Here is a 13062-nt window from a genome sequence, read left to right as displayed (position 1 = left end):
TCACGATGACACTGTCAAGGTTTCGGCCGCGGCTCGATCACCGATACGACCGAAATCCCGCCTGGCGGGTCGAGACGTGAATACGCTTCATCCGCACAGGGATGAGGAGGAAATGTGTCGCTGCTGGTGGTGGCCCCCGAGTTGTTGACGTCGGCCGCCGCGGATTTGGAGAGCATCGACTCAACGGTGACCGCGGCCCATCTGGCGGCCGCCGTGCCGACGACGGGGATGGCGGCGGCCGCCGCCGATGAGGTGTCGCAAGCGGTGGCCGCGTTATTCGCCGGCTACGGGCAGCAGTATCAGGCGCTCAGCGCCCGGGCCGGCGCGTTTCAACAGCAGTTTGTGCAAGCCCTTACCTCGGCGGCCGGCTCGTACGTGGCCGCGGACGAGGCGGGCGCGTCGCTGCTCGGTGCCGTCAATGCGGCCACCGAAGCGGTGTTGGGCCGCCCGTTGATCGGCACCGGCGGTGCCGCCGGGACGGGCGTGGCCGACGCGGCGATCAACGACGCGAACCTGCTCGTCCAGCGTGAGTTCGGCATCTACAACTTCCGGGACTGGCGCGGATGGGCTGCCTTTCTCTTGGACTACACGTGGGGCTTCGAGGGCACGGCGCTGGGCTACGGCGTGCAAGCCCTCAACGCGTTTACGCCCAACGCCGGCGGCTACGATTCCGCCTTCAGCGCGCTGGTGGGTTCCCATGTCTACCGCGGTGGCATCGGACTGCCCGGCTTCGCCAGCACGATGGGCAACGTCACCACCCACCTGGGAACCGGGCCCGGTGCCGACGACGTGATGGTCAACCACGAAGAGGTCCACGTCTGGCAGAGCCGGATCTTCGGTCCGCTGTTCCAAACCAGTTACGCCGCTTGGGCGGTCGGCGGCTACTTCGTGGGGACGGGCTACTGGTTGACGCACCCCAACCTGGACTGGTTCAGCCTGGTCGAAACGGCGTCGTACTACGACAACCCTTGGGAGGTCTGGGCCTACAACAACGACAACAACTGGCCGCCGCCGGGTGCGAACCCGGCGTTGCTGTGGCCGGCGTGGACCGACCCGGTGCTGCTCTCGCCGATCTGGATGGAGCCGATCAGGCCGTTCTTGCCGGGGTGATGCCTCGAATCCCGGTGATTCCCAACGGGTTCCGTATCACGCCGCCGGTGCCAGCGCTTCCGCGACCTTCGCGGTCTTCGCGGCGCGTGTGGTGGCGGGCGTGCGCACGTAGGCGAACCAAGTAATCACCGCGCACAGCACGTAGAAGCCCAGGAAGACCCAGTACGCCGTCGTCGCGGATTTCGCCGGCGACAGGTAGGACGCCCGCAGCACGACGTTGATGCCGACGCCGCCGAGCGCGCCGATGGCACCGGCGATCCCGATGAGCGCACCCGACATCCGACGCGACCAATCGGCCTTCTCGGCGGGGTCAAGGCCGTCGTTGCTCTGCGCCTTGGCGTCGAAGATCGACGGGATCATCTTGTACACCGACCCGTTTCCGATTCCCGACAGGATGAACAGCGCGACGAACCCGACCACGTAGGCAACCAGAACGCCGCCCGACGGGGCGCGATGCTTGGCGTCGGCCATCGCGCCGAATCCCACCAGCCAGCCGGCCGCGGCGATCATCGCGGCGAACGTGTACAGCGTGACCTTGCTGCCGCCGATGCGGTCGGACAGCCAACCGCCGACCGGCCGCACGATCGAGCCCAGCAGCGGCCCGATGAACGCGATCTGCGCGGCGTGCAACGCCGCGTGCGCCGCCATCGGCGGTGTCACCTTGGCGCCATGGCTGAGGTTGGCCAGGAAGCTGATTTGCAGCACCTGGCCGAACGCGAACGAAAAGCCGATGAACGATCCGAACGTTCCGATGTACAGCACCGCGATCAGCCACGAGTCGCGGTATGCCATCACGTCGATCATCGAGCGGCCGTTGGTGCGCTGGTTGGTCAGGTTGTCCATGAACAGCGCGGCGCCGACGGCGGCGACGGACAACAGCACCAAATACACCGCACACACCAGGTGGGGAGAACGGTTGCCCGCGGTCGCGATCACCAGCAATCCGATGACCTGGATCGTCGCGACGCCGATGTTTCCGCCACCGGCATTAAGACCCAGCGCCCAGCCCTTGAGCCGCTGCGGATAGAAGGCATTGATGTTGGTCATCGACGACGCGAAGTTGCCCCCGCCGAGTCCGGCGACCGCGGCCACGATCATGAACGTGGTGTACGACGTGCCGGGGTGGGCCATGAAGTACAGCGTCAATACCGTTGGGATCACCAGCACCATCGCGGAGAACACCGTCCAGTTTCGCCCGCCGAATGTTGCGGTCGCGAACGTGTAGGGCAGGCGCAGGATCGCGCCGATCAGCGTCGGCATCGCGACCAGAAAGAACTTTCCGGCGGCGTCGATGTGGTAGACGTTCTGCGGCATGAAAAGGACCATCACCGACCAGATCGACCAGACCGAGAAGCCGACGTGCTCGGCGAAGATGGACCAGATCAGGTTGCGGCGCGCGATCTTGGCTCCGCCGTTGTTCCAGGCGTCGACGTCTTCGGCGTCCCAGTCGTCAATCGTGTGTTGGCGCATGCGTGAACCGTACGAAAGTGTTGTTGCGGCAAGGCTTGCCCGCGATGACCTACTTGCTACAAGCCGCTCACAAGCCGGCCCCGAAGCGCTGTGAGTTAGATGGCGGATCGGGTCATACCCAGCGGCTACGCGCGGGCGGGGCTTCGGGCGCGGCCCACGCTCTCGCGTAGCGGTTGCCGGACGCCTTTTGCGGGTCCCGGCTGCGGTAGACCAGATAGGGGCGCGTCAGGTATCCGATGGGGGCGCTGAACATGTGCACCAACCGCGTGTAGGGCCAGATGCCAAGCAGCGCAAGGACAATCAGGACGTGCAGCTGGAATGTCCACGGCGCGCCGGCCATCAGCTCCATCGCCGGGTGCAGCGAAAACAGGCTGCGGAACCAGGGTGACACCGTGTCGCGGTAGTTATAGGCGGCGAACACGTTGGTCAGGGTGTTGAGCATCCCGGTCGCCAACGCGCCCACCAGCAGCAGGTACATCAGCCTGTCGCTGCGGGTCGTCGCCTTGCGCACCGCGGGCACGGTGATGCGCCGGTACAGCAGGATTCCCGCTCCCGTAACGACCGCGAAACCCGCGAGCGAGCCCATTGTGACGGCCATCACGTGGTAGAAGAATTCCGAGATCCCGACCGCCGACGTCCACGATTCGGGGATAAGCAGACCGACGACGTGACCGCCGACCACGCCGAGCAGCCCGAAGTGAAACAGCGGGCTGCCCATTCGCAACAGCCGGCTTTCGTAGCTCTGCGAAGACCGTGTGGTCCAACCGAACTGATCGGTGCGGTAGCGCCAGACATGGCCGAGCAGAAACGACGTGAACGCGACATACGGAACCGTCATCCAGAGCACGGTGTTCATCGCCGGCCGCCCGGGATCATGGGATCCATGGCGAACGGTTCCAACCCGACCTCTTCCTCCGGAGGACCCTCTGCGGCCAGCTCGGCGATGCGCCGCCGATCCGCGGTGCTGATCGGCGGCAGCGTCGCGAGGACCGCCGCCAAAACGGGGGCGTATGGGGAACCGCTGTCCGTCAAGGACAGTCGCAGGAGCTCGAGAACCGGGACGTGCTCGCCGAGCAGCCGCTCGCCCTGCAGCTGATCGACCGTCGCGGCGAATTCCAGTACCAGCGGCAGGAAGTCGGGAAGTTCTCCGTCGCCGAGCTGCAGCTCCGCCTGGCGGTAGGCGTGCTTGAAGCGCAGCAGCGCCATGCCCCGCTTGCGGGTGTCCCCGTACGCGTAGTACGTCAGGTGCAGGCTGGCGCGCCTGCGCATGTCGAACGTTTCGACGTACCGCACGGCGAGCTGCATCGGGTCCCCACTCCGCAGCTCCTGCAGGACGCGCAGCAGCGGTTCGCTGACCGAATCGGGCAATTCTGCTGCGGCCGTGATCAGTTGGTCGGTCATCGCGAGCGTGGACTCGCTGGGGTAGTCGAGCAGCAGGGCGGCGATGCGCCACACCACGCGCCGGTCGCGCTCGGAAAGGCCCGCCGCGCTGGCCGGCTTGCGGGTGAGGGTGAGCATCTTCACTTGGTCGGCAGCAATCCGTCGGTGCTGCGGCCGTCCCAGTTGAGCAGGTTGACCGGCTTGCCGCCATTGCCGTTGCCGCCGTTGCCGTTGCTTCCGTTGCCGTTGGTGAGATGGAACTTCTCGGCCATCGCGTCGAACGCCGTCATCCCCGGCCCACCGTCGCCGTCCAGGCTGCACCCGGTCGCGAGCGCGTCGAGGCGGTGCGCGTCCGATGCCGCGCCGTTGGGAATCACGTAGCGGTCGGCGTATTTGGCGATGGCCAGCAGCCGGTACATCGCCTCGATCTCTTCGCCTTTCAGCCGCACCGACTCCGGGATCGTCTCGTCGAATTCCTCACCCAGGTTCGCCGCCCGCATGTACGAGCGCATCGCCGCAAGCCGTTGCAGCGCAGCGCGGACCGGCCCGACGTCGCCCGCGGTGAACAGCTCGGCCAGGTACTCGATCGGGATGCGCAGCGCGTCGATGGCACCGAACAGGTTGTTGCGGTTCTCGCCGTCATGGCCGGTCTCGGCGAGCACGTCGACCACCGGGGACAGCGGCGGGACGTACCAGACCATCGGCATGGTCCGGTACTCCGGATGCAGCGGCAGCGCCACCTGATAGTCGACGATCAGCCGGTAGACCGGTGAATTCTGGGCGGCCTGGATCCATTCCCCGGAGATGCCGGCGCGCTCCGCCTCGGCGACGACCCGGGGATCGTGCGGGTTGAGGAACACGCCGAGTTGCGCTGGATAGAGGTCCTTTTCGTCCCGCACCGACGCCGCGGCCGCCACCGCGTCGGCGTCGTACAGCAGCACCCCGATGTAGCGCAACCGGCCGACGCAGGTCTCCGAGCACACGGTGGGGATGCCCACCTCGACCCGCGGGTAGCAGAACGTGCACTTCTCGGCCTTGCCGGTCTTGTGGTTGAAGTAGATCTTCTTGTAGGGACAGCCCGTGACGCATTGTCGCCATCCGCGGCAGCGGTCCTGATCGACCAGCACGATGCCGTCCTCGCTGCGCTTGTAGATCGCGCCCGACGGGCACGACGCCGCGCACGACGGATTCAGGCAGTGCTCGCAGATGCGCGGCAGATAGAACATGAAGGTCTGCTCGAACTCGAGCTTCACCTTGTCGGACACCTTGGCCAGCAGTGGATCCCGGCCAATCTGGTCCGGTCCCCCGCCCAGGTCGTCATCCCAGTTCGCACCCCAGGTCACCTTGGTGTCCTGGCCGGTGATCAGCGACTTGGGACGGGCCACCGGCGTGGTGTCCATCGCCGGCGCGGACAGCAGGTTCTCGTAGTCGTAGGTCCACGGGTCGTAGTAGTCCGACACGGTTGGCAGGTCCGGGTTGGCGAAGATGTTCAGCAGCCGCTTCAACCGGGAGCCCGACTTCAGGGTCAGCTTGCCGCGCTTGTTCAGCGTCCAGCCGCCCTTCCACTTCTCCTGGTCCTGGTACTGGCGCGGATACCCCTGTCCCGGACGGGTTTCGACGTTGTTGAACCAGACGTACTCGACACCGCCACGGTTGGTCCAGGCCTGCTTGCAGGTGACGCTGCAGGTGTGACACCCGATGCACTTGTCGAGGTTCATCACCATCGCGAGCTGAGCCATGACTCTCATTCGTCAGTACTCCACTTCCTGCGAGCGCCGCCTGATCGTGGTGACCTCGTCGCGCTGATTTCCGGTGGGGCCGTGGTAGTTCAGCGCGAAGGACTGTTGGGCATACCCGCCGATCAGGTGTGACGGCTTGATCATGATCCGGGTGAGGGCATTGTGGATGCCGCCGCGCTTCCCGGTCTTCTCGGTGCGCGGCACGTCGACCGCCTTGTCCTGCGCGTGGTACATGAACACCAGGCCCTCGGGCATCCGGTGGCTGACGATGGCGCGCGCATTCACCACACCGTTGCGGTTGGTGCACTCGATCCAGTCGTTGTCCTTGACGCCGATCTTCGCCGCGTCCACGTCGGATATCCAAATCGCCTGCCCGCCACGGGAAAGGGTGAGCATGTGCAGGTTGTCCTGGTAGGCCGAATGGATGGACCACTTGGAGTGCGGCGTCAAGTACCGCACGGTGATCCCGCCGCTGGTGTCGCCGACCGCCGGCTCGTCGAACAGCGCCGTCATGTCCAGTGGCGGACGGAAGATCGGCAGCTGCTCCCCCAGCTCACCCATCCAGTCGTGATCGAGGTAGAAGTGCTGGCGACCCGTCAGGGTGTGCCACGGCTTCAGCCGCTCGGTGTTGATGGTGAACGGCGAGTACCGGCGACCGCCGGTCTCCGAACCGGACCACTCCGGCGAGGTGTTCACCGGCACCGGCCGAGACTGCGTGTCGGCGAAGGTGATTCGCCGGCCCTCGTTCTCCTTCGCGAGGTCGGCGAGCTCGATGCCGGTGCGGCGCTGCAGCGCCTCGAAGCCCTCCACGGCCAGCCGCCCGTTCGTCGTGCCGGACAGCGCCAGGATGGCCTCCGCCGCGTGAATGTCCTTGGCCAGCGACGGCCGGCCGACGGCCATGCCGCTGACCACCGCGCCGTTGACGCCGCGCAGGTATTCGACCTCCGCGTCGGGATGCGTGGTCACGCCCTTGGTGGTGAGGCCGACGGTTTCCACCATGGGCCCCAGCGCCGCCATTTTCTCGGCCACCGCCGGATAGTCGCGTTCGACCATGACCAGGCGTGGCATCGTCTTGCCCGGAATGGGTTCGCATTGGCCGGCTTTCCAGTCCAGCACTCGCCCACCCGGCTGGGCGGTGGCGTCGGCGCTGTCGTGCTGCAGCGGCATCGCCACGATGTCTTTGCGCTTACCGAGGTGCTTGTCGGCCAGCCAGGAGAACCCGCGCGCGATCCGGTGAAACGCCTCGAAGTCCGTCTTGGTCTCCCACGGCGGTGAGATCGCGGGCGAGAACGCGTGCACGAACGGGTGCATGTCAGTGCTGGACAGGTCGTGCTTCTCATACCAGGTCGCCGCGGGCAGCACGATGTCGGAGAACAGCGTGGTGCTGGTGTTGCGAAAGTCCAGCGACAGCAACAGGTCCAGCTTGCCGATCGGTGCCTCGTCGCGCCAGCGCACCTCCTGCGGGCGCACGGCATCCTCGTCACGCGCGGCGACGCTGGAGTCGGTGCCGAGCAGATGCTTGAGGAAGTACTCGTTGCCCTTCGCCGACGAGCCGAGCAGGTTCGACCGCCACACCGTCAGGCAGCGCGGAAAGTTCTCCGGCGCGTCCGGGTCCTCGCACGCGAACTGGAGGTGGCCGGACCTCAGTCCGTCCACCACATGCGCCGCGGCGTCCTTGCCCAGACGCTCCGCCTCGTCCGCCAAATCCAGCGGGTTGCGGTTGAACGTCGGATAGCTCGGCATCCAGCCCAGCCGGCTTGCCAGCGCGATGTTGTCGGCCGCTGTCCGGCCCGCAAACCGGCCCTCGGCCGTCGGAGACGCCATCACCTCGGAGGTGAACCGGTCGTAGCGCCACTGGTCAGTCGCCAGGTACCAGAACACCGTGCCCTGCATCTGCCGGGCCGGCCGCTGCCAATCCAGCCCGAAAGCCAGCGTCGACCAACCCGTCACCGGTCGGCACTTCTCCTGCCCGACGTAGTGCGCCCACCCACCGCCGTTGACGCCCTGGCACCCGGTCAGCATCACCAGCGTGAGGAACGAGCGATAGATCTGGTCGGAGTGAAACCAGTGATTGGTCCCCGCTCCCATCAAGATCATCGACCGGCCACCCGAACGTTCCGCGTTATCCGCGAATTCGCGCGCGATCCGTTCGGCCGCCTTGGCCGACACCCCGGTGATCGGCTCCTGCCAGGCCGGGGTGTACGGCTGGCTCGCGTCGCCGTAGTGCATCGGCCAATCGCCGGGCAGGCCGTCGCGGTGCACACCGTACTGCGCGAGCAACAGGTCGAACACCGTCGTAACCCGCTGCCCGGCAATGATTTTCGTCGGCACACCGCGGCTCAGCACGTCCGGGCGGGTGCCGTCGAACCGGGGCAGCTTCACGGCGACCCCGTCGCCGCCGGCGTCGTACAGCGTCAGCAGCGGGTCGGTGCCCTGCAGGTCGAGGTTCCAGTGGCCCTCACCGGATGCGGTGAAACGGTGCCCCAGCGAGCCGTTCGGCACCACCGGGTCCGCGTGCTCGTCGAGCAGCACGGTCTTGGACGAGGCGCCCTCGCTCGTGTCGCCGAGATCGGCGGCGGTGAGGAACTTTCCGGGCAGCCAGGCGCCGTCGCGCTCGGTCAGCGTCACCAGGAACGGCAGATCGGTGTACTTCTTCACGTAGTCGGAGAAGTAGGGGGTGGTGCGGTCGACGAAGAATTCCTTGAGGATCACGTGGCCCATCGACATGGCCAGCGCGGCGTCGGTTCCCGGCCGCGCCGGCAGCCATTCGTCGGCGAACTTGGTGTTGTCCGCGTAGTCGGGCGAGACCACGATCACTTTCTGGCCGCGGTAGCGCGCCTCGGTCATGTAGTGCGCATCGGGCGTCCGGGTGACCGGGACGTTGGAGCCCCACATGATCAGGTAGCCGGCGTCGAACCAGTCGGCCGATTCGGGCACGTCGGTCTGGTCGCCGAACACCTGCGGCGAGGCCACCGGAAGGTCGGCGTACCAGTCGTAAAACGACAGCATCGACCCGCCGATCAGCGAAATGAACCGCGCCCCGACGGCGTGGCTGACCATCGACATCGCCGGTATCGGCGAGAAGCCGGCCACCCGGTCGGGGCCGTACTTCTTGATCGTGTGCACGTGCGCCGCGGCCGCGATCTCCGCGGCCTCCCACCACTCGGCCCGAACAAACCCACCCTTGCCGCGGGCCGCCTTGTAGCGGGCGGCCTTCGCGGGATCGTCCACGATGTCGGCCCACGCCAGCACGGGGTCGTTCAGGCGGGCCTTGGCTTCGCGGTAGTACTCCAGCAGCACACCACGCACGTACGGATAGCGCACGCGGGCAGGCGAATACGTGTACCACGAGAACGAGGCGCCGCGGGGGCATCCCCGTGGCTCGTATTCGGGCTTGTCGGCGCCGACCGACGGGTAGTCGGTCTGCTGGGACTCCCAGGTGATGACGCCGTCCTTGACGTAGATCTTCCACGAGCACGAGCCGGTGCAATTCACGCCGTGTGTCGAGCGCACCACCTTGTCGTGCGCCCAGCGGTCCCGGTAGAAGTCGTCCGCCGATCGGCCACCGACCTTGTGCAGCGCACGGTGATCCGCCGAAACCTCGCCGCGATGAAAGTATTTGCTGAATCCGAGCAAAGCGTCGGCGGCGGTCTGGCGATTCGCGTTGAGATCGACCATGGCGCCTCCTCTCGAACAGCGCCTATCGCGCGGTCATTTACCGAGGGTAAGGGAGGTTTTTGGCCGCTCAAAAGTTCGCACCTGCGCCCTAGGCCGGTTGTGCGCTTCGGTTAACACCGCGGTCATATTGAGAGCCGCGAGGCATGGTGAGGTGTTGCCGATAGCGGGGAAAAGACGCTGCTGGGCGACCCGATCGGTGGAAACCACGCCGACAGCCACCCGTCGCGGCGCGTCGGCGCCGGGCTCACAATTTTCGTGCCGTTAACACGCGGATCGCGCGTCCGGTTTATCGCGTGGAGGCGGTGCCTCGACGTCGTGGCGCGCGGTGCGCCGCCTGCACGTCGGCGTTGGCCAGGGTTTGCGCCTGAGCGGCCAGCGTCGACGCCCTGTTGGCATAGGCAATCGCTTCGGGTTCGTTCGTTGTTTCCTTGCCGTGCGCCGCGTCCAAGTGCTGTCTCGCCTCTTCGAACCGGCGCTGGGCCTCACTACCGATGCTCTGACGATGCCGGGCCACATAATCGGAGATTTGGCGCACTCGGTCGTCCGCGGTGGACAATGCTTGCACCAACGAGCGCCCCTCGATGCTCACCTGCCCGTCGCCACGCGCCGCGCGCCGGCGCCGGCGCCGGCGCCGGCGATAAAACACGAGAACCACCAGCACGACGACGAGCACAACGACGATGACGGCGATCGCGATCGGCACCCAATTGCGCTTCGACGGGGTCGCCGGGCTCGCCGATTTGTCCAGCCCGTCGGCCGCGGCGACCGCGGCGATGCTCCATTCTTTGGCGTTGATCGCCGGATCAATCTGGTTGCTGCGCAAAGCATTTAACTCGGCCGCCGGGAGGCCCGGCACGTCGAGCACGTACAGCTTGGTGTTGGTGGCCACGGCCAGTAGCGCGTCGTGGTCGCCCATGCCGCTGGCGCTGCGGGTTTGGTTCGCCCAGTTCTCGGGCTTGAACCGGGAGAAGTTCTCGACGTAGACCACCCACAGTTGGATGTGCCGGTCGCGGTAGAGCCGGTCGACGGCCGAGCTGACCGCTGCGCGGCCCGAGTCGCTCAGGGCCCCGGTGTTGTCGGTGACGTGATCGGTGAGTTTGGACGGCGGTTGCGCGCCGGCGGGTGTTGCCCACAGCAGTCCCGCCGTGAGGATCGCCAGGACCGCGCCGAACCGGCGAAGAACTCGCATACGGGTAATCTAGCCCGGCCAGAGCGCACCATTACCTGCTGTCGGCGACTGGTACCCAATGCACTAATTTTCCTGGGGTGACATTCTCAGCTGCTGGTGCTGTCGCGCGGTGGGTCGCCCCTCTCCTTACGGTTGCGGCCGTCGTCGGGACGAGCTGTCTCGCCGACCCGGCGGTGCGTTTGGCCGACGACGCCAATCCGTTGGCCGGCATGCCCTTCTACGTCAATCCGAATTCGGCGGCGATGCGCGCCGCGCAGCACGCCGATCCGCCGAGTCCGGAGTTGACCGCCATCGCCAACACCCCGCAGGCGTACTGGATCGTCCCGGGCTCCTCCGCATCGACGGTCGCGAAGTACACCGGCGACGCGGCGGCCGCCGGCGCCATCCCGGTGCTGGCGATCTACGGGATTCCGCACCGCGACTGTGGCAGCTTCGCCGCGGGCGGCATGGCGTCGGCCGACGACTACCGCGGCTGGATCGACGGCATCGCATCCCAGGTGGGCGGCACCCGCACGGCGATCATCCTCGAACCCGACGCCCTCGCGATGGCCGACTGTCTGTCGGCCGACCAGCGCCAGGAACGCTACGACCTGATTCGCTACGCCGTCGACACGCTGACGCGCAGCCCGGCCACGGCCGTCTACGTCGACGGCGGTCACCTGCGTTGGCACAGCGCCGAGGACATGGCCGCCAGGCTCAACAAGGTCGACGTCGCCCGGGCGCGCGGTTTCAGCCTCAACACCGCGAACTTCTACAGCACGGGGGACGAAATCGGTTACGGCGAGGCGATTTCGGGGCTCACGAACGGCTCGCACTACGTGATCGACACGTCGCGCAACGGCGCCGGGCCGGCGCCCGACTCCGGGCTCAACTGGTGCAACCCCAGCGGCCGCGGCCTGGGCACCCCGCCGACCACCGCAACCGGGGGCGCTCACGCCGACGCCTACCTCTGGATCAAGCGTCCCGGTGAATCCGACGGGACGTGCGACAAGGGCGATCCGCCGGCGGGCACCTTCGTGAATCAGTACGCCATCGATCTGGCCCACGCCGGAGGCTAGTCGCATCTCTGGCAAGGACGAGCGGCGTCGTCGTAACCTCACCTCGGGTGGATCGATCCACAAACCCCTAGCCGCATAGGGATTGGAGGCAACGTAACGATGGCTGAGGAGCTGACGCCGCATTTCGAGGACGTGCAATCGCACTACGACCTCTCCGACGACTTCTTCCGCCTGTTCCTCGACCGCACCCAGATGTATACGTGCGCCTACTGGCTCGGGGGCGACGACATGACCCTGGAACAGGCGCAGATCGCCAAAATCGACCTCTCGCTTAGCAAGCTGGGCCTGCAGCCGGGCATGACGATGCTCGACCTCGGCTGCGGCTGGGGCGCGGCCATGATGCGAGCCATCGAGAAATACGACGTCAACGTCATCGGCATCACGCTGTCCAAGAACCAGGTCGCCCACGTCGAGCAGCTGTTCGCCGAGTCGGATAGCCCGCGTTCCAAGAAGGTGTTACTCGAGGGCTGGGAGCGGTTTCACGAGCCGGTGGACCGGATCTTGGCGATCGGCCCGTTCGAACACGTCGGCTACGACCGCTACGACGCCTTCTTCGAAAGAACCTACGAGCTGTTGCCGAGTGGCGGCACGATGCTGCTGCACACCATCACGGTCCTGTCGGAGAAGGAGATCATCGAGTCCGGCTTGCCGCTCACTCCCGCGATAGTCGAATTCAGCGACTTCATGAAAACCGAAATCTTTCCCGGCGGCTTCCTGCCGACCATCGACATGGTGCAGCAGTTCTCGGCGAAAGCCGGCTTCAAGCTGAAGCGCCGCCAATCGCTGCAGCGGCATTACGCCAAGACCCTGGACGTATGGGCCGCGGGCCTCGAGGCACACAAGGCCGAGGCCATCGAAATCCAGTCCGAAGAGGTCTACGAGATGTACATGAAGTACCTCACCGGCTGCGCGAACCTGTTCCGCAAGGGCTACACCGACCTCAACCAATTCACCCTGCGGAAATAGTCGTGGTGTCGCGCCAGGAAGGGCTTCACATTCCTGGGTTTCATTAAATAGAGTTAGCGGTCCGAGTCTCCCCGTTGAACTTGATGGGAGTCGAAAATGTCGGCTTTCCTGATCGCAGCACCAGAGGCCTTGGCCGCGGCCTCGGCGGATTTGAGCGGAATCGGGGAGGCGATCAAAGAGGCGACGGCGTCGTGGGCGCCGCCGACCACGGGGATCGCGCCGGCCGCCGCCGATGAGGTGTCGGCCGCGATCGCGCGGTTGTTCGGCAACTATGCGCAGACGTATCAGGCGCTGGGCGCCCAGGCGGTCGCGTTTCAGCAGCAGTTCATGCAGGCGTTGAGCGGCGGCGCGGGCTCATACGCCTCCGCCGAGGCCACCAGTGCGGCGTTTCTGCAGCTCCCCGGCCTGCAGGCCGTGGAGCGCAACCTGCTCGACACGTTCAATGCATACAGCCTGACGTTTACCGGCCGAC

The 13062-nt window shown here is 66.3% G+C and carries 10 protein-coding genes; 4 read left to right on the top strand and 6 right to left on the bottom strand.

All coding sequences use genetic code 11. The annotated features are described in order from the left end of the window. The first annotated feature begins 114 nt into the window (after positions 1–114). The gene (locus A5655_RS16815; protein ID WP_067011788.1) at positions 115–1110 is read left to right on the top strand and encodes a PE family protein; all 996 of its coding nucleotides are present in this window, start codon (positions 115–117) and stop codon (positions 1108–1110) included. Positions 1111–1146: 36 nt separating this feature from the next. Here the strand turns inward: A5655_RS16815 and A5655_RS16810 are convergent, their stop codons facing one another. The 6 genes from A5655_RS16810 to A5655_RS16785 all read right to left on the bottom strand — a co-directional run bounded on the left by A5655_RS16810 (position 1147) and on the right by A5655_RS16785 (position 10566). Continuing rightward, a complete protein-coding gene (locus A5655_RS16810; protein WP_067011786.1) occupies positions 1147–2580 on the bottom strand; it encodes a NarK/NasA family nitrate transporter in 1434 nt (477 codons plus the stop codon). 112 nt (positions 2581–2692) lie between these two features. Next, positions 2693–3436 carry a respiratory nitrate reductase subunit gamma gene (gene narI, locus A5655_RS16805; protein WP_067011784.1) on the bottom strand — a complete coding sequence of 248 codons (744 nt, stop codon included), beginning with the start codon at positions 3434–3436 and terminating at the stop codon, positions 2693–2695. Then, positions 3433–4104, bottom strand: coding sequence for a nitrate reductase molybdenum cofactor assembly chaperone (narJ, locus tag A5655_RS16800; RefSeq protein WP_067011782.1), 672 nt, complete (start codon positions 4102–4104; stop codon positions 3433–3435). The genes narI and narJ overlap by 4 nt, the downstream gene beginning before the upstream one ends. Further along, positions 4101–5708, bottom strand: coding sequence for a nitrate reductase subunit beta (gene narH / locus A5655_RS16795; RefSeq protein ID WP_369807227.1), 1608 nt, complete (start codon positions 5706–5708; stop codon positions 4101–4103). The genes narJ and narH overlap by 4 nt, the downstream gene beginning before the upstream one ends. 3 nt (positions 5709–5711) lie before the next feature. Beyond that, on the bottom strand, positions 5712–9377 hold the full coding sequence (locus A5655_RS16790; protein ID WP_067011777.1) for a nitrate reductase subunit alpha: 3666 nt from the start codon (positions 9375–9377) through the stop codon (positions 5712–5714). Between the two features lie 286 nt (positions 9378–9663). After that, on the bottom strand, positions 9664–10566 hold the full coding sequence (locus tag A5655_RS16785; RefSeq protein ID WP_067011775.1) for a YgcG family protein: 903 nt from the start codon (positions 10564–10566) through the stop codon (positions 9664–9666). Between the two features lie 77 nt (positions 10567–10643). On the opposite strand from A5655_RS16785, the gene A5655_RS16780 reads away from it, so the two are divergent. The 3 genes from A5655_RS16780 to A5655_RS16770 all read left to right on the top strand — a co-directional run. After that, entirely contained in the window at positions 10644–11624 is a 981-nt protein-coding gene (locus A5655_RS16780) for a glycoside hydrolase family 6 protein (RefSeq protein ID WP_067011773.1), read from the top strand. Between the two features lie 99 nt (positions 11625–11723). After that, entirely contained in the window at positions 11724–12590 is an 867-nt protein-coding gene (locus tag A5655_RS16775) for a cyclopropane mycolic acid synthase family methyltransferase (RefSeq protein ID WP_067011771.1), read from the top strand. A 96-nt stretch (positions 12591–12686) separates the two neighbouring features. After that, positions 12687–13062: PE family protein (locus tag A5655_RS16770; protein ID WP_067011769.1), on the top strand; the 376-nt coding region annotated here is incomplete at its 3' end.

Source organism: Mycobacterium sp. 1081908.1 (assembly GCF_001673535.1).
GTDB lineage: Bacteria > Actinomycetota > Actinomycetes > Mycobacteriales > Mycobacteriaceae > Mycobacterium.
The sequence above is the reverse complement of the archived record's forward strand: the minus strand, read 5'-3'. Positions and strand labels throughout refer to the sequence as shown.

Coding starts and splice junctions, on each gene's coding strand:
- A5655_RS16785 (WP_067011775.1), bottom strand. CDS start 10,566: ATGCGAGTTCTTCGCCGGTTCGGCGCGGTCCTGGCGATCCTCACGGCG.
- A5655_RS16790 (WP_067011777.1), bottom strand. CDS start 9,377: ATGGTCGATCTCAACGCGAATCGCCAGACCGCCGCCGACGCTTTGCTC.
- A5655_RS16810 (WP_067011786.1), bottom strand. CDS start 2,580: ATGCGCCAACACACGATTGACGACTGGGACGCCGAAGACGTCGACGCC.
- narI (WP_067011784.1), bottom strand. CDS start 3,436: ATGAACACCGTGCTCTGGATGACGGTTCCGTATGTCGCGTTCACGTCG.
- A5655_RS16775 (WP_067011771.1), top strand. CDS start 11,724: ATGGCTGAGGAGCTGACGCCGCATTTCGAGGACGTGCAATCGCACTAC.
- narH (WP_369807227.1), bottom strand. CDS start 5,708: ATGAGAGTCATGGCTCAGCTCGCGATGGTGATGAACCTCGACAAGTGC.